Source organism: Betaproteobacteria bacterium (assembly GCA_016720925.1).
Classification (GTDB): Bacteria; Pseudomonadota; Gammaproteobacteria; order Burkholderiales; family Usitatibacteraceae; genus UKL13-2.
The window spans coordinates 217064-237933 of record JADKJR010000006.1 but is presented as its reverse complement, the minus strand read 5'-3'; the positions used below and the strand labels follow the sequence as shown (position 1 = coordinate 237933).

The 20870-nt window shown below is 59.3% G+C and carries 17 protein-coding genes and 1 pseudogene; 7 read left to right on the top strand and 11 right to left on the bottom strand.

The annotated features are described in order from the left end of the window. Positions 1-67: 67 nt before the first annotated feature. From galU to IPP88_11200, 7 genes are all read right to left on the bottom strand, one after another. Entirely contained in the window at positions 68-958 is an 891-nt protein-coding gene (gene galU, locus IPP88_11230) for a UTP--glucose-1-phosphate uridylyltransferase GalU (GenBank protein MBL0123263.1), read from the bottom strand. 12 nt (positions 959-970) lie between these two features. Beyond that, positions 971-3004, bottom strand: coding sequence for an NAD-dependent DNA ligase LigA (gene ligA / locus IPP88_11225; protein MBL0123262.1), 2034 nt, complete (start codon positions 3002-3004; stop codon positions 971-973). Between the two features lie 7 nt (positions 3005-3011). Further along, complete coding sequence (locus tag IPP88_11220; protein ID MBL0123261.1) at positions 3012-4127, bottom strand: hypothetical protein; 1116 nt, start codon at positions 4125-4127, stop codon at positions 3012-3014. 313 nt (positions 4128-4440) lie between these two features. After that, positions 4441-5331, bottom strand: coding sequence for an AAA family ATPase (locus IPP88_11215; GenBank protein ID MBL0123260.1), 891 nt, complete (start codon positions 5329-5331; stop codon positions 4441-4443). Continuing rightward, the gene (locus IPP88_11210; GenBank protein MBL0123259.1) at positions 5229-6338 is read right to left on the bottom strand and encodes a hypothetical protein; all 1110 of its coding nucleotides are present in this window, start codon (positions 6336-6338) and stop codon (positions 5229-5231) included. The genes IPP88_11215 and IPP88_11210 overlap by 103 nt, the downstream gene beginning before the upstream one ends. A gap of 15 nt (positions 6339-6353) precedes the next feature. Next, positions 6354-6800: a hypothetical protein gene (locus IPP88_11205; GenBank protein ID MBL0123258.1), complete on the bottom strand. Its 447-nt coding sequence runs from the start codon at positions 6798-6800 to the stop codon at positions 6354-6356. 38 nt (positions 6801-6838) lie between these two features. Continuing rightward, a complete protein-coding gene (locus IPP88_11200; GenBank protein MBL0123257.1) occupies positions 6839-7969 on the bottom strand; it encodes an AAA family ATPase in 1131 nt (376 codons plus the stop codon). A gap of 240 nt (positions 7970-8209) precedes the next feature. Between IPP88_11200 and queF the strand changes: the two genes are divergently transcribed. Beyond that, positions 8210-8647 carry an NADPH-dependent 7-cyano-7-deazaguanine reductase QueF gene (queF, locus tag IPP88_11195; GenBank protein MBL0123256.1) on the top strand — a complete coding sequence of 146 codons (438 nt, stop codon included), beginning with the start codon at positions 8210-8212 and terminating at the stop codon, positions 8645-8647. A gap of 144 nt (positions 8648-8791) precedes the next feature. On the opposite strand, the gene IPP88_11190 is transcribed toward queF, so the two are convergent. Then, complete coding sequence (locus tag IPP88_11190; protein MBL0123255.1) at positions 8792-9745, bottom strand: LysR family transcriptional regulator; 954 nt, start codon at positions 9743-9745, stop codon at positions 8792-8794. Positions 9746-10249: 504 nt separating this feature from the next. Between IPP88_11190 and IPP88_11185 the strand changes: the two are divergent. Continuing rightward, a pseudogene (locus IPP88_11185) lies at positions 10250-13044 on the top strand (calcium-translocating P-type ATPase, SERCA-type). 123 nt (positions 13045-13167) lie between these two features. Next, positions 13168-13677 (top strand): universal stress protein, encoded by a 510-nt coding sequence (locus tag IPP88_11180; GenBank protein ID MBL0123254.1) that lies wholly within the window; start codon positions 13168-13170, stop codon positions 13675-13677. A gap of 104 nt (positions 13678-13781) precedes the next feature. Here the strand turns inward: IPP88_11180 and IPP88_11175 are convergent, their stop codons facing one another. Beyond that, positions 13782-14690, bottom strand: coding sequence for a DMT family transporter (locus IPP88_11175; protein MBL0123253.1), 909 nt, complete (start codon positions 14688-14690; stop codon positions 13782-13784). Between the two features lie 112 nt (positions 14691-14802). Here IPP88_11175 and IPP88_11170 point away from each other — a divergent pair, with 112 nt between their 5' ends. From IPP88_11170 to IPP88_11160, 3 genes are read left to right on the top strand one after another with little or no spacing between them, the layout of a single operon-like run. Then, a complete protein-coding gene (locus IPP88_11170) occupies positions 14803-15753 on the top strand; it encodes a class I SAM-dependent methyltransferase (protein MBL0123252.1) in 951 nt (316 codons plus the stop codon). Positions 15754-15803: 50 nt separating this feature from the next. Then, positions 15804-16655, top strand: a complete 852-nt coding sequence (gene dapD, locus IPP88_11165; protein MBL0123251.1) for a 2,3,4,5-tetrahydropyridine-2,6-dicarboxylate N-succinyltransferase — start codon at positions 15804-15806, stop codon at positions 16653-16655. Between the two features lie 43 nt (positions 16656-16698). Then, positions 16699-17841 (top strand): PilT/PilU family type 4a pilus ATPase, encoded by a 1143-nt coding sequence (locus IPP88_11160; GenBank protein MBL0123250.1) that lies wholly within the window; start codon positions 16699-16701, stop codon positions 17839-17841. A gap of 29 nt (positions 17842-17870) precedes the next feature. On the opposite strand, the gene IPP88_11155 is transcribed toward IPP88_11160, so the two are convergent. Together IPP88_11155 and IPP88_11150 are read right to left on the bottom strand one after the other, a co-directional pair. Next, the gene (locus tag IPP88_11155; GenBank protein MBL0123249.1) at positions 17871-18869 is read right to left on the bottom strand and encodes a tripartite tricarboxylate transporter substrate binding protein; all 999 of its coding nucleotides are present in this window, start codon (positions 18867-18869) and stop codon (positions 17871-17873) included. A gap of 243 nt (positions 18870-19112) precedes the next feature. Continuing rightward, on the bottom strand, positions 19113-19520 hold the full coding sequence (locus IPP88_11150) for a hypothetical protein (GenBank protein MBL0123248.1): 408 nt from the start codon (positions 19518-19520) through the stop codon (positions 19113-19115). A 280-nt stretch (positions 19521-19800) separates the two neighbouring features. Between IPP88_11150 and hppD the strand changes: the two genes are divergently transcribed. Beyond that, positions 19801-20868: a 4-hydroxyphenylpyruvate dioxygenase gene (hppD, locus tag IPP88_11145; protein MBL0123247.1), complete on the top strand. Its 1068-nt coding sequence runs from the start codon at positions 19801-19803 to the stop codon at positions 20866-20868. The last annotated feature ends 2 nt before the right edge of the window (positions 20869-20870 follow it).

Sequence of the window (20870 nt, the reverse complement as noted above, 5' to 3'; positions counted from 1 at the left end):
GTTGGTTCTATTCAGGCAATTCAAAAAAAATGGATTTGCAGAAGATAGCAGCCATTGACACGCACGGCTATCGTTTGGCCAGAAATCGCGCGAACGCCTTGCCGACTTCGGGATGCTTCATGCCCAGCGCGACGGTCGCTTTCAGGTATCCGAGCTTTGAGCCACAATCGTAGCGCGTGCCCTCGAACTCGTAGGCAAACACCGGTTGTTGCGTCATGAGCGCGGCAATGCCATCGGTCAATTGAATTTCCTTGCCGACACCGCGCTGGATTTTTTCAAGGTGTGCGAACACTTCCGGCGTCAGGATATAGCGCCCCACCACGCTGAGTGTCGACGGTGCATTCTCGGGTTTCGGCTTCTCGACGATGCCCGACATTCTCGAGACACGCTCACCCGCTTTGTCGGAAATAGGTTGGGACGCGACGATGCCGTATGACGACGTCTCATGCCGCTCGACATTGACGACACCGAGGATCGACGCGTGGTGCTTCTCGTACTCATCAACCATCTGTTTCATCACCGGCGCGTGATCTCCCGCGTCGATCAAATCGTCGGCGAGTATCACCGCAAACGGCTGATCGCCCACGAGTGGTCGTGCGCAAAGCACTGCATGCCCAAGCCCCAGCGCTTCGGACTGGCGCACGTACACGTACTGCACGCCCGCCGGCAGCATGTCGCGGACCTCCTGCAGCAACTTGTACTTGCCCTTGCCGGCGAGTTCGGCTTCAAGTTCATAGGCCTTGTCAAAGTGATCCTCGATGGTGCGCTTGCCGCGGCCAGTAACAAAAATCATTTCGGTGATGCCCGCCGCCGCCGCTTCTTCCACCGCGTACTGAATGAGCGGCTTGTCCACCACCGGCAGCATTTCCTTGGGGCTCGCTTTGGTCGCGGGCAGGAATCGCGTGCCGAGTCCGGCGACGGGGAATACGGCTTTGGTGATCCTTGCGGCGTTTTTCATTTTCCTGTTTTTCTAGTTTGTGGAGAGCATGGCGTTGAGCTGCGCTTCGTCGATCACGGCAACGCCCAGTTCCTGCGCCTTGTCGAGTTTACTACCGGCTTCCAGGCCCGCGATCACAAAGTCGGTTTTTTTCGACACGCTGCCCGCCACTTTCGCACCGGCCGCCTCCAGTTTTTCCTTGGCTTCGTCGCGGGTCATGCCCGTGAGCGTGCCGGTCAGCACCACCGTTTTTCCGGCAAATGCACCCGCCACGTTCCGCGCGTTTGCGGCGGGTTCGGATTCCGCCCAGCGCACGCCGCAGGCGCGGAGCTGCTCGACGACCTCGCGATTGTGCGGTTCGTCAAAGAAATTGCGGAGGCTCTCCGCGACGATCGGCCCAACGTCATTCACTTCAAGCAATTGTTCGACCGTGGCGTCCATGATCGCATCCAGCGCACCGAAATGTTTGGCGAGATCCTTAGCGGTCGCTTCGCCGACATTGCGGATGCCAAGGCCAAACAGGAATTTCGCCAGCGTGGTGTGTTTACTCTTTTCGATGGCGGCCAGCAGATTGGCGGCGGATTTTTCCGCCATGCGATCCAGGCTCGACAATGCCGCAAGGCCGAGACGATACAAGTCGGCCGGCGTGTGCACGATATCGACATCGACAAGCTGATCCACCAGCTTGTCGCCCAAGCCCTCGATGTCAACGGCACGGCGTTGCGCGTAGTGCAACAGCGCCTGCTTTCGCTGCGCGGGACAAATGAGTCCGCCGGTGCAACGCGCGATCGCTTCGCCTTCCAGCTTGATGATGGCGGATCCACATTCGGGGCACTGAGTCGGCATCACGAAGGGCCTTGCATCCGCCGGGCGCTTGGCGTAAATCACCGCGGCCACTTCCGGGATCACATCTCCCGCGCGCCGCACCACGACCGTGTCACCGATCATCAGGTCCTTGCGCTTCAGTTCATCCTCGTTGTGCAGCGTCGCGTTCGACACGGTGGTGCCACCCACAAACACCGGCTGCAGGCGTGCCACCGGCGTAATCGCACCGGTACGGCCCACCTGCACATCGATGCCCAGCAATACGGTGGTGGCCTCTTCAGCGGGAAACTTGTGGGCGATCGCAAACCGCGGCGCGCGCGACACAAACCCCAGCGCCTGTTGCTGCGCAAAGCGATTCACCTTGTAAACCACGCCATCAATGTCGAACGGCAGTGCGGATCGCTGCGCGCCGATGTCCCGGTAGAAACCGAGCAACCCGGCAACGCCGCGCACTACCCGCCGCTGCGCTGCCACCGGAAAACGCTGCGTGGCTAACCAATCCATCAACGCCGAGTGAGTGTCCGGCAGCGCAATTTCCATTCCGGCACCATCAACCGCGCCGATGCCATAGGCAAAGAACGTCAAAGGCCGTTCGGCCGTCAGGCGCGAATCCAGTTGCCGTAACGAGCCAGCCGAGGCATTGCGCGGATTGACGAACAGCTTCTCGCCCTTCAAGGCCTGACGCGCGTTAAGCACCTCGAAATCCTTGCGCAACATCAGGACCTCGCCACGCACTTCCAGCAACTTGAGCTTGCTGTCGATGGCGAGCGGAATCGCGCGCACCGTCCGAAGATTCTGCGTCACATCCTCGCCCACCGTGCCGTCGCCGCGCGTGGCGCCCTGCACGAAGGCGCCATTTTCGTAGGTGAGGCTGATGGCCAGCCCGTCAAATTTCGGCTCGCAGGAATACTCGATGTCGCCGGCAATATCGAGTCCTTCACGACACCGGCGATCGAAATTCTCGATATCCTCGTCGGCGAATGCATTGCCCAATGAAAGCATGGGAACGCGATGCGTGACCGAGGCAAATGACTCAAGCGGCCGGCTGCCGACACGTTGCGTCGGCGAATCCGGTGTCACCAGTTGCGGATATTGCGTCTCAAGCGCAACCAGTTCGCGGAACAGTTTGTCCCATTCGGCATCGGCGATCGTCGGCTCATCGAGGACGTAGTAATTGTAGTTATGCGTGTCGAGTTCGCGCCGGAGCTCACGGACCCGCGCGATGGTCGATGCATCCACCATGATTGAATCAGGAATACAAACGCAGCGCAGCGGAACTGCCCGGCATCACATTGCGGGCCGCCATGACGCCGGTAATCTGCACAATGGTGTCTGCGATCACCTTGCGACCATTGGCCGTCAGCAGTTTTCGATTGTCATCGACGACTTCACCCTGCAACGTATCGGCAAATCGCAAGGCAAGGCCCATCATTCTTTCGAAGGTAATTTCCGGCTTTGGGGCACGCGGGACATCCAGCGCAAAACTCAGCCCGGTCAGGTAGGCCCCCGCCATCTTGATGCCGGGAGGTTCGTCAGCATTCATGTTCCGCAAGGTAAAGAGCACTTGGCCAAGCTCGTCGCGCAGCACATATTCGCCGGATGGAAGCGGCACCAGCCCGTGCGATTCCGCCAGTCCACGCACTTTGGTGGTGGCGAAAGTCACGCCGCCTTTGCCGATGACATTCACGGCAATTTCGATATCGGTATCCGCACAGAACGCATCGACCATCTGTGCGCGCTGCATGGCGGCAGCGACATCTTCGCGCTGCACCACCGCGCCCACGTCCGGCGCGCCAATGCCCTGCGCGAACGCCGCCATCATTTCATTGAAGGCCTGCAGCGTGTTGCCATCGACAGGGCCGCTGCGGCTCGCCAGTTGCAGGCCGGCGCGCAGTTCACGGAAACCGGCATCATCATCGCTGTTTTCGGAAATCGGCTGCCACAGTCCGGCAACGAGACCTTCCCATAGAATGCGTTTGGACACCTTCCGCGATTGTTCAATGGTCGGCCAGAACTGGTCGGGCAACATCGGCGAATCGGCCAGCACCAGCGCGACGGTATCGATTTCCGCATTGATGGCGGGAAGGCCGGGTTGCTCCATGCTGCGCGGCACGATCGGCTCCGATACTATTGGCGAAAGGAGGCCCTCTTCCACATCATCGTTCACGCGCGGAGCGGGGAAATCGCCCAATTGCGGATCCACTCGTTCATGCGAGCCGCCGAACAGGACGTCTGCATGGTCCGTCGAAAACGCCCGCTCGGCATGCCGCTTGTACTTGGACTCCTGCCAGCGGTTATATGCGATGACCGCCACCACCACCACGGCCGCGATACCTGCCAACGCTATCTGGAAATCACTGATCATTGCCTGGCTTCCGATTCATGTTTTAGACGTTGCAGTACGCAGAGCAAAAGTACAAAATCAAGCACTGGGGCGGCTTATAGAGCATAAATAGCCTGGCAGTTCCGCCAGTGCTAGTGTTTCCTTAAATTTCCCTAAGTCGCACTACCATCGGAATTTCAGCTCAACCATCATTTTCCGTCATTCCCGCGCAGGCGGGAACCCAAGTTTCCCTTAATGTTGCTCAGCTGCAAGAAATTAGATTCCCGCCTGCGCGGGAATGACGCGTTTCATAGGTTTCACGAAATTCCGCTTGAGTTCGCCATTGTGTTCTCCATTACGCCGCAACCGGCACCGGCGCCGCCGCAAAGCGTTTCGCCGCATCAATATCCACTTCGACAATTCTTGATACACCCGGTTCATTCATCGTCACGCCGACCAACTGCTCGCCCATTTCCATCGTCACCTTGTTGTGGGTGATGAACAGGAACTGGGTCGACGCCGACATCTTTTTTACCAACTCGCAGAAGCGCTCGGTATTGGAATCATCGAGTGGCGCATCGACCTCGTCGAGCAGACAGAACGGCGCCGGATTCAGACGGAACAGCGAGAATACCAGCGACAACGCCGTCAGTGCCTTTTCACCACCGGACAATAACTGAATGGACTGATTCTTCTTGCCGGGCGGTTGCGCAAACACCTGCAGGCCGGCGTCGAGAATCTCGTCACCGGTCAATTTCAGGTACGCATTGCCGCCGCCGAACAGGGTCGGGAACAGCTCCATGAAATTGCGATTGACGATGTCGAACGTGGTCTGCAACAGATCGCGGGTCTCGCGGTCGATGCGTTTGATCGCCGACTCCAGCGTCGCAATTGCTTCATTCAGATCGCCGGACTGCGCGTCGAGGAAGGCTTTGCGCTCGGAAGCCTGTTCGAGTTCCGCCAGCGCGGCCAGATTTACCGCGCCCAATTCGGCAATCGCCGCATTCAGCCGATTGATTTCGGCCTGATACGCGGTTGAACGTGCCCGCTTCTCGACCAGATCGGCCAGCTCTTCAATATTGGCGCCCGATTCGGTGAGCTGCTGCGTGTAGTTTTCCTCGTTGATCCGCGCTTCCTGCTCCTTCATTCGCAGCTCGGTAATCTTGTCACGCAGCGGCTGCAGGCTGTGCTCGATCGCCGTCTTCCGCTCCTCAAGCTCACGCAGCTTGCCGGTCGCCGAATCCATCGCTTCGCGCGCGGCGGCCAGGGCCTTTTCCTTTCGCCGCGTAACGCCAACGCGGTCTGCAGCCGCTCGCGGATATTGCCTTCCTGCAAGTTATCCAGTTCAGTCGAGAGCGCGGCGCGACTCATCGCCACCACTTCGCCGCGCTTCACCAATTGCGCGACCATTTCAGACAGCGACTTGATCTTGTCGTGGCACGAGCGCTCGAAGTAATTCGCTTCCTGTGCGGCGCGATCGGCGGCGTTGACGCGTTCACGGGCGTCGGCCAGCGCGCGCTCGGCGGCCTGCTGCGCTTGTTCGAATTCCATCAGCTTGTCGGTCATTTCGCCGATCTTGTTGCCGCCTTCTTCCAGCCGCGCCTGTGCTTCGGCCATTTCCGCGCGTTCTTTTTCGATGTCAGTGTCAATCATCGCCAGCTCTTCGCGGATTGCGCCGCGCCGCGATTCTGCCTGTGAGACCGCCTGCGAAAGTTTCAGCGCCTCCATCTGCAATGCGTGTTCGCGATTCTTTGTTTCCTGGATGCGGGTGCGCAGGTCGCGCAGTGTTTCCTGGGTATCGGTGAGGCGAGATTCACTTTCCTTCTGCTGGGCTTCCAGCGCATGACGCGCTTCGATCTTGCCCGGCAGTTCAACTTTGAGCGATTCGATTTCGCGCTGGCGCTGCAGCACGCCGTGCAACTCGGATTGCGGACCATGAAACACCAGCCCGTGCTGGCTGTAGAGATGGCCGTTGGCCGTAACCAGTACCGCGCCGAACGGCAATGACTTCATGCGCGTGCTGGCTTCTGATTCATTTTCCAGCACGAACACATTGGCCAGACACTCGCGCACGAATGGCATGACGGCGGCGTTGTCGGCGGTGACCCAATCGGCCAATGGGGTGAAGCCAGTCGCCGATGGCGCGGCCGAATTGCCGTTTTCAAAATACAGCGACACGCTGCCGGGCGGGGCATCGTCCGCGACGCGATCAATCACCGCGCGATCGCTGACCTTGATCGCGTTGAGCTTCACGCCCAAGCGCGGACTTCAAGCGCGTCTTCCCAGCCTTGTTTGAATCTTGATCGATTGCCAGAGGCGCGGCGCGTTATCGAGCTGGTATTTCGATAGCCACATGGCCAGGCGATTATTGTTGTCGAGGCGCGCCTGCTGGTTCTGCAGCGCCAGCAACGCTGCCTCGATGCGCGCCAGTTCGCGCGTGGCATCGCCGATGGCATCGACCGACTTCTTGCGCTGCGATTCCAGCTCGGCCAGAAGTTTGTCGGCATCGGAGAGTTTTTCTTCAAGCTGCAACACCATTTCCTGCACTTCGCCACGCTCGGCTTCCACGTGCGCCAGCGCGTCGGGCTCCGGCACCACCAGATTCATGTTTTCAGTGGTGAGGCGATTCTTGCGTTGTTCCAGCTGCGAGAGAATTTTCAGCGCATTCGATTCTCGCGCTTCTTCCAGCGCCTGCCCCTGCTCGGCGGTGCGCACGTCGTTTTCGATGGCGCGCGTCGCGCTGACGGATTCCTTCAGCTTGTCTTCAAACGTCGGTACTTCGTTGCGACGACTTCCGCGCGTTCACGTGCTTCCGCGACGCGATCAATTCCGGTCGCCAATTCGCGATGCCAGCGCTCGAGTTCGTTGGCGGTCGATTCGCGATTGGTCTCGACCTCGCCGATCTGCTGCGCCAGCGCCTCGACCTGCGCGGTCAGGCGGCGGCGATTGTCGCCCAGATAATTGATTTCCTGCTCGAGCTGCACGACGGTGGTGTTGGCCTCGAACATGCCGGCTTGCGCGTTGGTCAACTGGTCGGTTTCGGTGTAGTGATCCTGCCGCAGCTTGTCGAGTTCAGCCTCAACCTCGCGAAGCCTGGCGGTCTCGCCTTCAAAGCCGGTTTCGGTCTTGATGATTTCGTTGGCGTACCGTTCCTTCGACGCCTTCACTTCGCGCTGCTTGGTGTACGCCCACAGGTTTTCGTTGAGCTTCAGCTCGGTATTGGCCTCGTGGTATTTCGCCGCCACCGCCGCCTGCTCGGTGAGCTTTTCAACTTGCTTGTCGAGCTCGGAGAGAATGTCGCTCACGCGATGCAGATTCTCTTTCGAGTCTTCCAGGCGAGCCTCGGTTTCACGGCGGCGCTCGCGGTATTTCGACACGCCCGCGACTTCTTCCAGGAACACGCGCAATTCCTCCGGCCGCGAGGTGATGACGCGCGAGATCATGCCTTGCTCGATGATGGCGTAGGCGCGTGGACCGAGTCCGGTGCCGAGGAAAATATCGGTGATGTCGCGGCGGCGCACGTGCTGGCCGTTGATGTAGTAATCGGAATTGCCGTCGCGCGTCAGCACGCGCTTCACGGAAATCTCGCTGTATTGCCCCCATTGGCCGCCGACCCGACCGAGCGAATTGTCAAACACCAGTTCCACGGCGGCGCGGCCACCGGGTTTGCGATTCGTGGAGCCGTTGAAAATCACATCTTCCATCTTCTCGCCGCGCAGATGCTTGGCCGATGATTCGCCCAGCACCCAGCGCACGGCGTCGATGACGTTGGATTTACCGCAACCGTTGGGGCCGACGACGCCGACCAACTGGCCGGGCACTGCAATGGTGGTGGGATCGACAAATGACTTGAAACCGGCCAACTTGATTTGTGTAAGACGCACTATTAACCCTAATTTGACATTACTTGCGGCTCAAATTGCACAAAACCCGCACCATCGTCGCGGCAATACGACCATTGGGCGGGCTCGTGAAATACAATGACGATAATTTTAACGTAATGGTTTTCGCAATACCAACCCGACGCCAACTTATCGCCATGATGCCTCCCCGCAAAAAAGAATCCACATCAAAAAACACCGCTAAGTCCGTGAAAAGTAAGGCGCCTGGGCCGCTTTACCAAATTGGGCGATAAACCCACGGCACCCGCGACAAAGACGCTGGAAGTCTTTCCGAACCCGCAGCCCAAGCGCGATTTCGTGATCCACATGCAGATTCCGGAATTCACCTGCCTGTGCCCGATGACGGGGCAACCGGATTTCGCCACGCTGTATCTGGACTACATTCCCGACGCGCGATGTGTGGAACTGAAGAGCCTGAAGCTCTACATCTGGTCATTCCGCGATGAAGGCAAATTTCACGAAGCCGTCGCCAATGAAATTCTCGACAACATCGTCGCCGCCATCGCGCCCCGCTTCGCGCGATTGACCGCCAAGTTCTGGGTGCGGGGCGGCATCTTCACCACCGTCGAGGCCGAGCATCGCGCAAAGGGCTGGAAACCGCAGCTTCGGGTTGATCTGGGGACGTTCGCCGATGAAAGCAGCGTGACGGAGCGCGGCTGATTTGACGCGAGAAGGAAAACTCCAGCACCAGAGCGGCTTCTGGAACCTTTTTGACCTGCAAGGCCCGCTGGTACTAGAATTTTTGTACCATGTCGGCGGGCACACAGAAACGCCGACGCACGAGACGCGTTGCCGGCGCGTGTTCTAACGCTGTGCAGGCGCGATACCCTTCATCACCAGCACCTTCGCTTCAATCCGCGCAAAGTCCATGAACGCGCGCGTCGTCGCCGACAATTGCTTGCCGACCGGGTAAGCGAAGTGCCAGTGGTTTTCCAGCGGAAAGCCATCGACGTTCAGGCAAATCAGTCGCGACGACTCCGGCTCCAGTCCAAGCGTGAAACGCGACATGATCGACACACCAAAGCCAGCGAGGATCGCTTCCTTGATAGCTTCGTCGTCGCTCAGCTCCATGCTGATCTTTGGAGCAAGCCCATGCCGCGCGAACAATTTCGTCGCAAGCTGACACGTGCCTGATCCTGGTTCGCGCATGAGGAAAGGCTCCGCCGCGATGCGCTCGAAACTGATATGCCGCGATGCGGCCAGCGGATGATCGTCGCGCGCGAATACCACCAGTGGATTCGGCAAAAGTGCCTGCGTCACCACATCTTCCCGGTCGAGCGGCGAGGCGAAGAGATAAAGGTCATCCTCGTTGTTCGTCAGCCGCTCCATCAAAGTCGCCCGGTTGTGAATCTCCAGCGACACCTTGATTCCCGGATGGCGCTGAAAGAATTCGCCGAGCAGGCGCGGGGCGAAGTGCTTGCCCGTCGAGCAAACCGCCAGTCGCAGGTGCCCGCTCTCCATGCCGCGCAGGCCGTTCAGTGTTTCTTCCACTGTCGCCAACGCGCGAAATACTTCCTGGCAACCCGCGTAGAGGCGCTGGCCCGCGTCGGTGAGATACACGCGGCGGCCAACCTGTTCGAACAACGGCAGGCCAACCGTCTCGGTGAGTTTCTTTACCTGCACCGAGGCCGTCGGCTGGGCCATGTGCAGTTCTTCGGCCGCGCGGGTAAGGCTGCCCAGCCGCGCGCTTGCTTCAAAAACGCGAAGTTGCGGTAGCGTTCCGTGCCGAAGATAACGGCGTATGTTTGGTTGCAGCATGGCGAATCCTCCTCAATCGAATGCGATTACGCCATGCCCTGAATGCACAGCGGCCTTCACCTCAGGATGAAGGCCGCTATCAAATACTCGCCTTTACCCGATGGGCAAAGGTCTCGCTTGCACGTTGCGAACGATGCCGGCACGACCGGGGCCAAGCTGTAAAACGAACCCGTTTTGACGATCGCGCCACAGCGGCCATGTTTGTCCTGGCCGCCGAAGCTACTCCCCTTTGGAGGGGCGCCCGGCTCGCGCCGGGACACACAATGTACTTATATCAGAGTGAATTTTGGATATCAAGGGGTTACTGCAGCTGCGATCCATTACGAATCGTAATGGCAGGCATTACCAATCGAAACCGGGTTTCCGTTTTCGCAATGCGAGCCATCACAAACTTCAAGTAGTCAGCCGCGAATCATCGACCGATACTCGGATGATCAAACGGTGTCCATGCGCCTAATACCTGCATGCCTGCGCGTGGATCCCGGAAAATCCGAGGAGATGGACATGCAAGACAAAGAAGCCCACGGCAAACCGATCGAAGAACTGGTCAGCGGTCTCCAGACACACCTCGAACGTGGCTTGCCCAACGAGGAAGCGCAGGCGCGGTTGGCAAAATTCGGCGCCAATGAATTGACCGAGCGGCCACGCCCGGGATTTTTCGCGCTGCTCTGGGACCAGTTCAACAATTACCTCGTCATCATCCTGATCATCGCGGCGCTGGTATCGCTGGCCCTTGGCGAGTACGTCGATTCCATCGCCATCATGTTCATCGTGGTGCTGAACGCGGTGGTGGGCGTCATTCAGGAATCGAAGGCGGAGCAGGCGCTCGCGGCGCTGAAGAAAATGGCCGCGCCGAATGCCCAGGTCATCCGCGACGGGCAACAACTGACGATTCCCGGCCGGGAGATCGTCGGCGGCGATATCGTCCTGCTGGAAGCGGGAAACTATGTTCCCGCTGACCTGCGGCTGGTCGAGGCCGTCAACCTCAAGATCGAAGAGGCTTCGCTGACCGGCGAATCGGTGCCGGTGGAAAAGAAAGCCAGCGTAGTGCTGGACAAGGACATCCCGCTGGGCGACCGCAAGAACACCGCCTTCATGGGCACGCTGATCACGTATGGGCGCGGCAAAGGGCTGGTGACAGGCACCGGCATGAATACCCAGATCGGTCTCATCGCAGAGATGATCCAGTCCTTCGAGACCGAGGATACGCCGCTGCAGAAAAAACTTGAGCACTTGGGCAAGGTACTCGGCACAGCGTGTCTCGCGATCTGCGCGCTGGTATTCATCTACGGCCTGTTCCGCGACACGCACCTCGCCGACGCCCTCAATGGCGGCTTTCTGGATTATCTGCAGGCGGAGAAGAAGGACATCGTCAATCTGTTCATGACCGCGGTGAGCCTCGCCATTGCCGCCGTTCCCGAAGGCTTGCCGGCCATCGTCACCATCTGCCTTGCCCTCGGGATGCAGCGGATGATCAAGCACCACGCACTGATCCGCAAGCTCCCCGCGGTGGAGACCCTTGGCTGCGCCACGGTGGTGTGTTCGGACAAGACCGGCACGCTGACGCAGAACCAGATGACCGTGGTTCAGGGATGGGCAGCGGGCAAACGGTTTCGCATTACCGGAGAAGGCTACAACCCGAGCGGAGAATTCTTCGTGGGCGCGGAACCGTTCGACCCGCGTACCGATCCCGACGCATCACTCCTGCTCCACGGCGCGCTGGTTTGCAACGACGCGCGGCTGGAAGAGAAAAACGACGAAGCTGGCAAACGCTCGTGGCAGATCATCGGTGATCCCACGGAGGGTGCAATGGTCGTGGCCGCAGCGAAGAGTGGATATCGGCGGGGCGAGCTGGAAAAAGTGTTGCCGCGCGTGCAAGAGATCCCCTTCGATTCCGACAGAAAGCGCATGACCACGATTCACCGCGTGGACAGTGCCCATTCCCTGGCAATCGCCTCCGGCCTAGGCGCCGAGACCATGGTGGCCTTCGTCAAGGGGGCGCCCGATGTCATCCTCGATCTTTGCGGCCACAAGCTGGAGTCGGGCCGGGCCACCGGCCTGACGCCGGACATGCGCGACGCGATACTCTCGCAAAACCGGGACATGGCGAGCAGCGCGCTGCGGGTGCTTGCGGTGGCGTATCGCCCGTTGCAGAAAGTCCCGGACAGCGTGACGCCGGAACACGTCGAAAAAGATCTGGTCTTCGTCGGGCTGCTCGGCATGATCGATCCGCCGCGGCCCGAGGTGGTCGACGCGCTTAAGGTCGCCCGTGGCGCCGGCCTCAAGAGCATCATGGTCACCGGCGATTACAAGGACACGGCAGAGGCTATCGCCCGCGACATCGGCCTGCTGACCCCGGGCGGATTGGTGCTGACCGGCCCGGAAATTGAAAAACTCAGCGATACGGAACTGGCGGCGCGGACCGACAGGCTCGAAGTCTGCTGCCGGGTTTCACCACAACACAAGACGCGGATCGTCGATGCACTTAAGGCGCGCGGCCACGTGGTGGCGATGACCGGTGACGGCGTCAACGACGCACCGGCACTGAAGCGTGCAAATATCGGCGTTGCGATGGGCGTTACTGGCACGGACGTGGCGAAACAGACGGCGGACATGGTGCTGACCGATGACAATTTCGCCAGCATCGTCGCGGCGATCGAACAGGGGCGGATCATCTATTCCAACATCCGCAAGTTTGTCTACTTCCTGCTTGCCTGCAATGTCGGCGAAATTCTCATCATTTTCGGTGCGATGTTGTTTGGCCTCGCGCTGCCACTGCGGCCGGTTCAACTTCTTTGGTTGAACCTGGTCAGCGATGGTGCACCCGCGCTCGCGCTGGGGTTGGAAAGGGCGATCCAGACATCATGAAGCACCCGCCGCGGTCCCCGTCGGAGCCGGTCATCAACCGCGACATGGCCATCGGTATCGGCGTGGTCGGCGTGGTCGATGCAATCGCGATTCTGACTGTCTTCTATCTCGCCCTGCAGCGCTATCCCGAGCAGCTGGTCGCCGCGCAAACCATCGCCTTCGTGACCCTCTGCAGCTCGGAACTCATTCGCGCGTTCACCGCCCGCTCCGAATACCACAGTGTCTTTTCCATCGGCGTGTTCAGCAACCGCTGGATGGTATGGGCGGTCGGAGCGTCGTTCCTGCTGGTCCTGATGGTGGTGTATGTGCCTTTCCTCAGGCCATTCTTCGACACCGTGCCGCTGACAGCGGGGGACTGGCTGTTCATGCTGCCGTTCTTCTTCGCCTCGCCGGTTGCCATGGAACTGCTCAAGGTCTATTTCCGGAAGCGCACGGCAAAAACGACGGCAAAAGCGATGGAAGAGCCGCAAGGCCTCGGCACCGCTGCATCACACACTGGCTTGGGCCAGCAAGGCCTCGCATCGGCTTCGCAACAATTTGCAGGAGGGAACACCATGTTAAAGGTACTTATCCCCGTCAACGATTCCCGCAATTGTCAGTTCGCGGTGAAGCATGTCATCAAGGAATTCATGAACAACACAGCGATGGAGATTCACTTGCTGAATGTTCAGCACCCGTTCAACGGAGACATCGCGCGGTTCGTCAGCAAAAAGACGCTCCACGACTATCATCGCGACGAAGCGGACAAAGTGCTGGCGCCGATCAGGCAGATGCTCGATGGATTCAGCATTCCCTACTCGACTCACGTCGAGGTCGGACATAAGGCGAAGGTTATCACCGCCACCGCGCACCGTTTGCACTGCAACCTGATCGTCATGAGCACGTCACGCAAAAACTCGCTCACCCGGCTGGTCGAAGATTCGGTGACGAACAAGGTGCTTGAATTGACCTCGGTGCCGGTTGAGCTGATCGCAGGCGACGCCATGTCGAAATGGGAGCGCTACGGCATTCCGGCAGGGCTCGGTGGGCTGCTCGCACTGGTTTTTCTTGCGGCAGCGGACTAGCAGCCTGTCGGATCGGGCGGATGGACAAAGCTGCTGATTAAAGTCAAGCACTGGTGCGGCTTTCCGTGGCTTTTTGGCCGGAAATCCGCACCAACGCTTGTGTTTCATGTCTCTAACACCGCCCGGCGCTTGTTGGCTCGCGACTCCGCCACCGTGGCAAATAGTCCACTGGCAACGATCATTCCCCCACCCACCCATTCCTGCGCGTGAGTGACTTCGCCCGCAAGATAATGCGCGGCGATGGCCGCCACGATCAATTCGAACAGCATGATCACGGCAGCGTAGTTGGCGCTGAGGTGCGTCAGGCCATACTGCAGCGCGACGCTGGTCGCGATCAGCATCACGCCGAGAACCGCGAGCAGCACGATATGCGGGGCGGCCAGCGCCATCCACGCCGAGGTCGCGGGGCCGATCAGCATTGCCACGGGCAGCGCGACGATCAGCACGCCGATGCACCCGGCCAGCGATTTTGCTTCGGGCGACGCCTGCCGCGCGGCCTTCACCAATACGTTGCAGACAGCGAACGTGAAGCCTGCCACCAGGCCCAGCCATTCGTAGTAATTGCGCGGCGCCGGCAGGCCCAACTCGGGCCGCCACAACATGACGATGGCGCCGCTCAACGCCACCAGCATCACCGCGTAGCCGGTGCGCGTCAGTCTCTCGCCGAGGATCAGTCGTGCGAGCGGCACCGTCCACAGCGGCGCGAGATAAAAAAGCAGCACGATGCGCACCACCTCCGCCTGCATGATCGCCACCAGATACGACACATTGGTGATGCCCGCTGTCAATCCTATCGCCAGCAGCCAACCGGCATGGCGGGGAAACTCCCGCCACGCCCGGAAAAACACGACGCCGCCCACCACCACCGCGACGACATAGGCGATGATCGTTGCCACCGGCGAGGACAAGCCTTGCGATTCAATCAGCCGGAACGGATACCAGATGATTCCCCACGACGTGGCGCCGAACAGGATTGCCAGGATCGGTAGTGCCGTGGTAGTTCGGGAACTCAAGGAGGGTGAACCTTTATAATCGCGTAAATGCGGCGCGCCAGCCAAAGCGGAAGCAGGTGAGGCGCGCATTCTATCAGCCTGCCAATTTCCCCTCACGCCAACCACACTTCGCATGTTTCTGCCGCTTACATTTACCGGTGAACGCTTCGTCCCCGGCGATCCCAACGCCAAGGGTGAGATGTGGTACGAGCATTGGCATCGCTACCACTATGTGTTGCCTCTGGTGGCCGGCAAAAGCGTTCTGGATGTGGCATGCGGCGAAGGCTACGGCAGCGCGCTGATGAGCCAGCATGCGACTGAAGTATGCGGAGTAGACATTTCCGCGGAAGCAATCTCGCATGGACGCAACGCTTACCCCGGTCGCGCCAATCTTCAATTGATCGAAGCATCGTGTACGCAAATGCCATTCGAGGCGGCGCGTTTTGACATGGTGGTGTCGTTTGAGACCATTGAGCATATCCTCGAGCAGGCGGCGTTTCTCGAGGAAATCAAGCGCGTGCTCAAGCCCGATGGCGTGCTGATACTTTCCTGCCCGAACAAGGCGGAATATTCGGACAAGCGCGGGTTCCAGAACAAGTTTCACGTCAAGGAGTTGTATCGCCCCGAACTCAAGGCGCTTTTGGCAGCCTGCTTCAGCCACAAGCGCTGGTTATCGCAGCGAAACGCGTTTGTTTCCGTGATCCAGCCTGAGAAGCCGGATGACGCGGCGGGCGAATCGCTCACGGTATCGCAGGCCGCGTCGGACCGGCCCGTCACACCGTTACCGGCCCTGTATGAGCTGGTGGTGGCGGGCAACGATGCCGCCACCATCGCCGCACTGCCGCTGCGTGTTTCGGTATTCACCGATGCGGAAGAATGGGCCTACAACGATTACCGCAAGACCTACCAGAAGTACCTGAAGCACGCCAATCGTGAAGTGGAACTGCAGGCTCGCTGTGATTTGCTCACCGCTGAACTGGCCGCCCTGCATGATAGTGCCGTCGTCGCCGCGGCGGCGGCTACTGAGCCGCGCGCGCCGGTAGAATCGTGGCTGGTACGCCTGATCAAACGTCTTTCCAGTTAGCCCTCCCAGGGCACGGAACCCTTTTCCATTTCAACTCATACGGGCAACACATGAATCTCGACCAACTGAAAAACACCATAGACCAGGCGTGGGAAAAGCGCGACAGTCTCAGTCCGCAAGTAAACAATCAGGAAAGCCCGATCGGCGCGGCCGTGGAAGAAGTAATTCTCCGTCTCGATCGCGGCGAATTGCGTGTCGCTGAAAAAATCAATGGCGAGTGGGTCACGCATCAGTGGCTGAAAAAAGCGGTGCTGCTGTCGTTCCGGCTGCGTCCGAACGAACTGATGCAAGAAGGGGAATTGGAAAGCTCCCGGTGTGTTACGCGTTACTTCGACAAAGTACCATCGAAGTTCGCCGCTTACTCCGCGAACGACTTCATCGAAGGCGGCTTCCGCGTGGTGCCACCGGCCATGGCCCGTCGCGGCGCATTTATCGGCAAGGGCGTGGTGCTCATGCCCTCGTACGTCAACATCGGCGCGTATGTCGATGAAGGCACCATGGTCGATACCTGGGCGACCGTCGGCTCCTGCGCGCAGATCGGCAAGAATGTGCACCTCTCCGGTGGCGTCGGCATCGGCGGCGTGCTGGAACCGCTGCAAGCCAACCCGACCATCATCGAAGATGGCTGCTTTGTCGGTGCGCGCTCGGAAGTGGTCGAAGGCGTGATCGTCGGCGAGGGCTCGGTGATTTCGATGGGCGTATTCATCGGTCAATCAACCAAGATCTTTAACCGCGCCACGGGCGAAGTGAGCTACGGGAAAGTGCCGCCCTATTCGGTGGTGGTGTCCGGAAGCTTGCCCTCCGCTGACGGGCGGTATAGTCTCTATTGTGCGGTAATCGTCAAGCAGGTCGATGCGCAGACCAGGGCGAAGACCGGCATCAACGAGCTATTGAGAAGCTGAGTCCGGTTTCACTTGTCGCCGAATTGCTGGAGGAGAAAAGGGCATGTCCGTATTGATCAAATTGTTCGAATTGATGGCGCAAAAGAATGCGTCCGATATTTTCATCTCCGCCGGCTCGCCGATCACCATCAAGATCAATGGCAACTCGATGCCGGTCAATCCGCAAGTACTGAGCGGCGAGGACGCGAAGAAGCTTTTCTACGAGGTCCTGCAACCGCATCAGATCGAGCGCTTCGAAAAAGAACTTGAACTGAACCTTTCCAAGCCGATCGAGGGCGTCGGCAATTTCCGCATCAACATGATGTGGCAGAAGGGCACTGTTGCCGGCGTGGTGCGCTATATCAGCAGCAACATTCCTTCCATCGACAGCCTGCAGGTGCCGAATGTGCTGAAGCAGGTGGTGATGGAAAAACGCGGGCTGATCCTGGTCGTTGGCGCCACCGGCTGCGGAAAATCCACCACGCTTGCGGCGATGCTGGATTTTCGCAACCAGATGCGCGCCGGCCATATCCTGACGTTCGAGGACCCGATCGAATTCATTTTTACGCCGAGAAAATCCGTCATCAACCAGCGTGAAATCGGCAACGATTCGCACAGCTTTCACGAAGCCATGCGCAACGCCATGCGCCAGGCGCCGGACGCGATCCTGGTGGGCGAGATCCGCGATATCGAGACCATGAAAAGCGCCATGATGTATGCGCTATCGGGCCATCTATGCCTCGCCACCCTGCACGCGAACAACAGCTATCACGCGATGAACCGCATCATCAATTTCTTCCCGCTCGACCAGCGCGCCATTCTGCTCGCCGACCTGGGTGTCTCGCTGAAATGCATCATCTCGCAGCGCCTGGTCAAGAACGTTGAAGGCACCCGCACGGCTGCGGTTGAAGTGCTGATGAATACCACCAACATCGCGGAATTGATTTCCGAAGGAAAAGTGGGTGAGATCAAGGAGGCGATGGAGAAATCGCTCACGCCGGGATCGCAGACGTTCGAACAGGATTTGTTCCGGCTGATTCGCACCGAGAAAATCTCTGTCGAGGAAGGCCTCACCAACGCCGATTCGTCCACCAACCTGTCGCTGCTCATCGGCAACTCCGGGATGGTTCCGGTCTACAAGGATGGTGTGGCGCCGCCGCCACGACCGGGTAGCGGGCCCAGCTTTGGAGAGTTCAAGATCAGCTAGGCGTCGGGCGATTACTACGGCGCCGGGGGTCAATCGATCCGTGCCCCCGACGCTTTCACGATCTTCGCCCACTTGTCGATTTCTGCTTTGATGAACGCGGCAAACTGATCCGGCGTATTGCCCATCGGTTCCGCACCCTGCGCGGCGAGCCGCTCGCGCATTTCCGCTGACGCCAACGCTTTGACCGATGCCGCGTTGAGTTTCGCAACAATATCCTTGGGCGTACCGGCGGGCGCAAGCAGGCCGAACCAGGACGTGGCATCGAATCCTTTCAGGCCTTCTTCATCCATCGTCGGCACATCCGGCAGCGCGGCGGAGCGCGTCATGCTGGTCACCGCCAGCGCGCGCAGCTTTCCGGCTTTGACATGCGGCAGCGACACCGGCATATTGTCGAACATCATCTGCACCTGGCCACCGAGCAAATCCGCGACCGCGGGTGCGCTGCCTTTGTACGGCACGTGCAGGATATCGACGCCCGCCATCTGCTTGTAGAGTTCGGCGGACAGATGGATCGACGTGCCATTGCCGCTCGAGGCCACGTTCAGTTTTCCCGGCTGCGATTTGGCCAGCGCCGTCAGTTCGCGCACCGTTTTTGCGTTCACCGATGGGTGGACGACCAGCAGATTGGGTACGCCCGCCACCAGCACGACCGGCTCGAAGTCTTTCACCGCATCGTACGGCATCTTTGCATAGAGGCTCATATTGATGGCGTGGGTGCCGACTGTCGCCATAATCAAGGTGTAGCCGTCGGCGGGCGATTTCGCCACAAGGTCCGCACCGGTGTTGCCGCCCGCGCCGGGTTTGTTTTCAATGACGACGGTTTGGCCCCACGCTTTCTGCAACTCAAAGCCGATGGCGCGCGCCAGGATATCGGTCGCCCCGCCAGGCGGAAATGGCACCACAATCTTGATGGATTTATTGGGATAACTTCCCGCGCCTTGCGCATTGGCCTGCAACGCGGCCGACGCGAAAATGAATGTAGCGGCCATGAATAGCAGACGAGCGACGTGATGTGCCGTGAACTTCATTGACTTCTCCTCGGTGGTTTATTCTGGTCCGGGACTCAGGACTTGTGAGTGCCAAGGATAGTGGCAATCCGGCAGAAGGTAAATCAGGCGTTTCGCGATTGACGTCAGACACCAAGCGCGAAGGTAAACGCAAATGTCAAACCACAAAGTCAAGCACTGGCGCGGTGTTTGGGGCGCTTTTGGCTGGAAAGCCGCCCCAATGCTAGGGTTTGGTACTATCCAATCCTTGCAAACGATTCCCCATTACCACTGCTGCGCGTACGGCCGTCCGCGTACGTACACGAAATAGCTTCGCGGATACCAGACCGGCCCATAGCCTGCCCACGCCGGACCGTACATCCACAGATCATGCCGGGCCTCGCGGCGACCGGCGCGTTCCGCCATCCTGATTTGTCCTTGCTGCATGTAATCGAGCACCGCATCGGGCACGCCGTCCCGCGAAAGTTTGGCGTATTGCGAAGCGGTCACATCGTAGACGGCGTGCGTCAGTTTGATTTCGCCGATGATGGTCGGCGCGTCCTTGCCCTGTTTGGCCATATCGACGATTTGCGCGAGCGTAAGCGGCGCGGGCCCGCTGTCGGGCACCGTTGCGCAGCCGGACAGCAGCAGAAATGTTGCGGCAAAAATGAAAACGGGTACACTACGTTTCATGGCACACCTCCTGAATTCAAGACACGATTCCGACCGCCAATGCGCGTTCCGATCTGAAATTTGGATCGTCGTCAAACGTCGCGGTTCCCCAACGCTGGCCCGTTCTTTTTAACGTCACGCCCAGCTTCATTATGGCGCGGCGGACAGTACGCTTTGCGCCGAATCTGTAACAAATCCTGGCCGGCTGATACCGGACATGACGGGCGCAAAAGCGAACCGATAACCTTTTATACGCTGTTTTCCTGAATTCGGATTGCCGGGAAAAAACAAGCGCGAGGAGATGATCATGGATTTGTTCGAAAACCCGATGGGCACCGACGGTTTCGAGTTCGTCGAGTACACCGCCGTCGATACCGAGGCGCTGGGCCGCCTGTTCGAAAGCATGGGCTTCACCGCCGTCGCGCGGCATCGCAGCAAGCGCGTGACTTTGTACAAACAGGGCGGCATCAATTTCATCGTCAATGCCGAACCGGACAGTTTCGCGCAATCGTTCGCGCGCGTGCATGGCCCTTCCGCCTGTGCGTTCGGCATTCGCGTCAAGGATGCGCCCGCCGCGTTCAAACGCGCGGTGGAACTCGGCGCCAAGCCCTACGACGGCCCGGTGGGGCCGATGGAATTGAACATCCCCGCGATCCAGGGCATCGGCGGTTCGCTTTTGTATCTCATCGATCGCTACGGTCCTCGCACCATTTACGATGTTGACTTTGTTCCGGTACCCGGCACCGATCCTGATCCGAGGGGCGTGGGGTTGCAGTACGTCGATCACCTCACGCACAACGTGTACGTCGGCCGCATGGATACCTGGGCCGAGTTCTATAGCAAGCTGTTCAATTTCCGCGAGATCCGCTACTTCGATATCAAGGGCAAGAAAACCGGCCTCACCTCGCGCGCGCTCACCAGCCCGTGCGGCAAGATCCGCATCCCGATCAACGAGCCTTCCGACCAGAAATCGCAAATCCAGGAATACCTGGACGCATATCACGGCGAAGGCATCCAGCACATTGCGCTGGCGTGTTCGGACATCTATGAAACGGTTGAGGCCCTGCGCGCGAAAGGCGTGCGATTCCTCGATACGCCGGATTCCTACTATGAAGCGATCAACAAGCGGATGCCGGCTCACGGCGAAGACCTGGCGCGCCTGGCGAAAAACCGCATCCTCATCGACGGCGAAGGCCTCGACAAGGAATCAAAGGAAGACAAGCTGCTGCAGATATTCACCGACACGGTCATCGGCCCGATCTTTTTCGAGATCATCCAGCGGAAAGGCAACGAGGGCTTCGGCGAGGGCAATTTCCGCGCGTTGTTTGAAGCCATCGAAGCCGACCAGATTGCGCGGGGCGTGATCTGATC

Bases quoted from the DNA above. Each gene is read 5' to 3' on its own strand.
- galU (MBL0123263.1), bottom strand. From the start codon at position 958: ATGAAAAACGCCGCAAGGATCACCAAAGCCGTATTCCCCGTCGCCGGA.
- ligA (MBL0123262.1), bottom strand. From the start codon at position 3,004: ATGGTGGATGCATCGACCATCGCGCGGGTCCGTGAGCTCCGGCGCGAA.
- IPP88_11220 (MBL0123261.1), bottom strand. From the start codon at position 4,127: ATGATCAGTGATTTCCAGATAGCGTTGGCAGGTATCGCGGCCGTGGTG.
- IPP88_11215 (MBL0123260.1), bottom strand. From the start codon at position 5,331: ATGGATTCGGCGACCGGCAAGCTGCGTGAGCTTGAGGAGCGGAAGACG.
- IPP88_11190 (MBL0123255.1), bottom strand. From the start codon at position 9,745: ATGCTGCAACCAAACATACGCCGTTATCTTCGGCACGGAACGCTACCG.
- IPP88_11180 (MBL0123254.1), top strand. From the start codon at position 13,168: ATGTTAAAGGTACTTATCCCCGTCAACGATTCCCGCAATTGTCAGTTC.
- IPP88_11170 (MBL0123252.1), top strand. From the start codon at position 14,803: ATGTTTCTGCCGCTTACATTTACCGGTGAACGCTTCGTCCCCGGCGAT.
- dapD (MBL0123251.1), top strand. From the start codon at position 15,804: ATGAATCTCGACCAACTGAAAAACACCATAGACCAGGCGTGGGAAAAG.
- IPP88_11160 (MBL0123250.1), top strand. From the start codon at position 16,699: ATGTCCGTATTGATCAAATTGTTCGAATTGATGGCGCAAAAGAATGCG.
- IPP88_11155 (MBL0123249.1), bottom strand. From the start codon at position 18,869: ATGAAGTTCACGGCACATCACGTCGCTCGTCTGCTATTCATGGCCGCT.
- IPP88_11150 (MBL0123248.1), bottom strand. From the start codon at position 19,520: ATGAAACGTAGTGTACCCGTTTTCATTTTTGCCGCAACATTTCTGCTG.
- hppD (MBL0123247.1), top strand. From the start codon at position 19,801: ATGATCATGGATTTGTTCGAAAACCCGATGGGCACCGACGGTTTCGAG.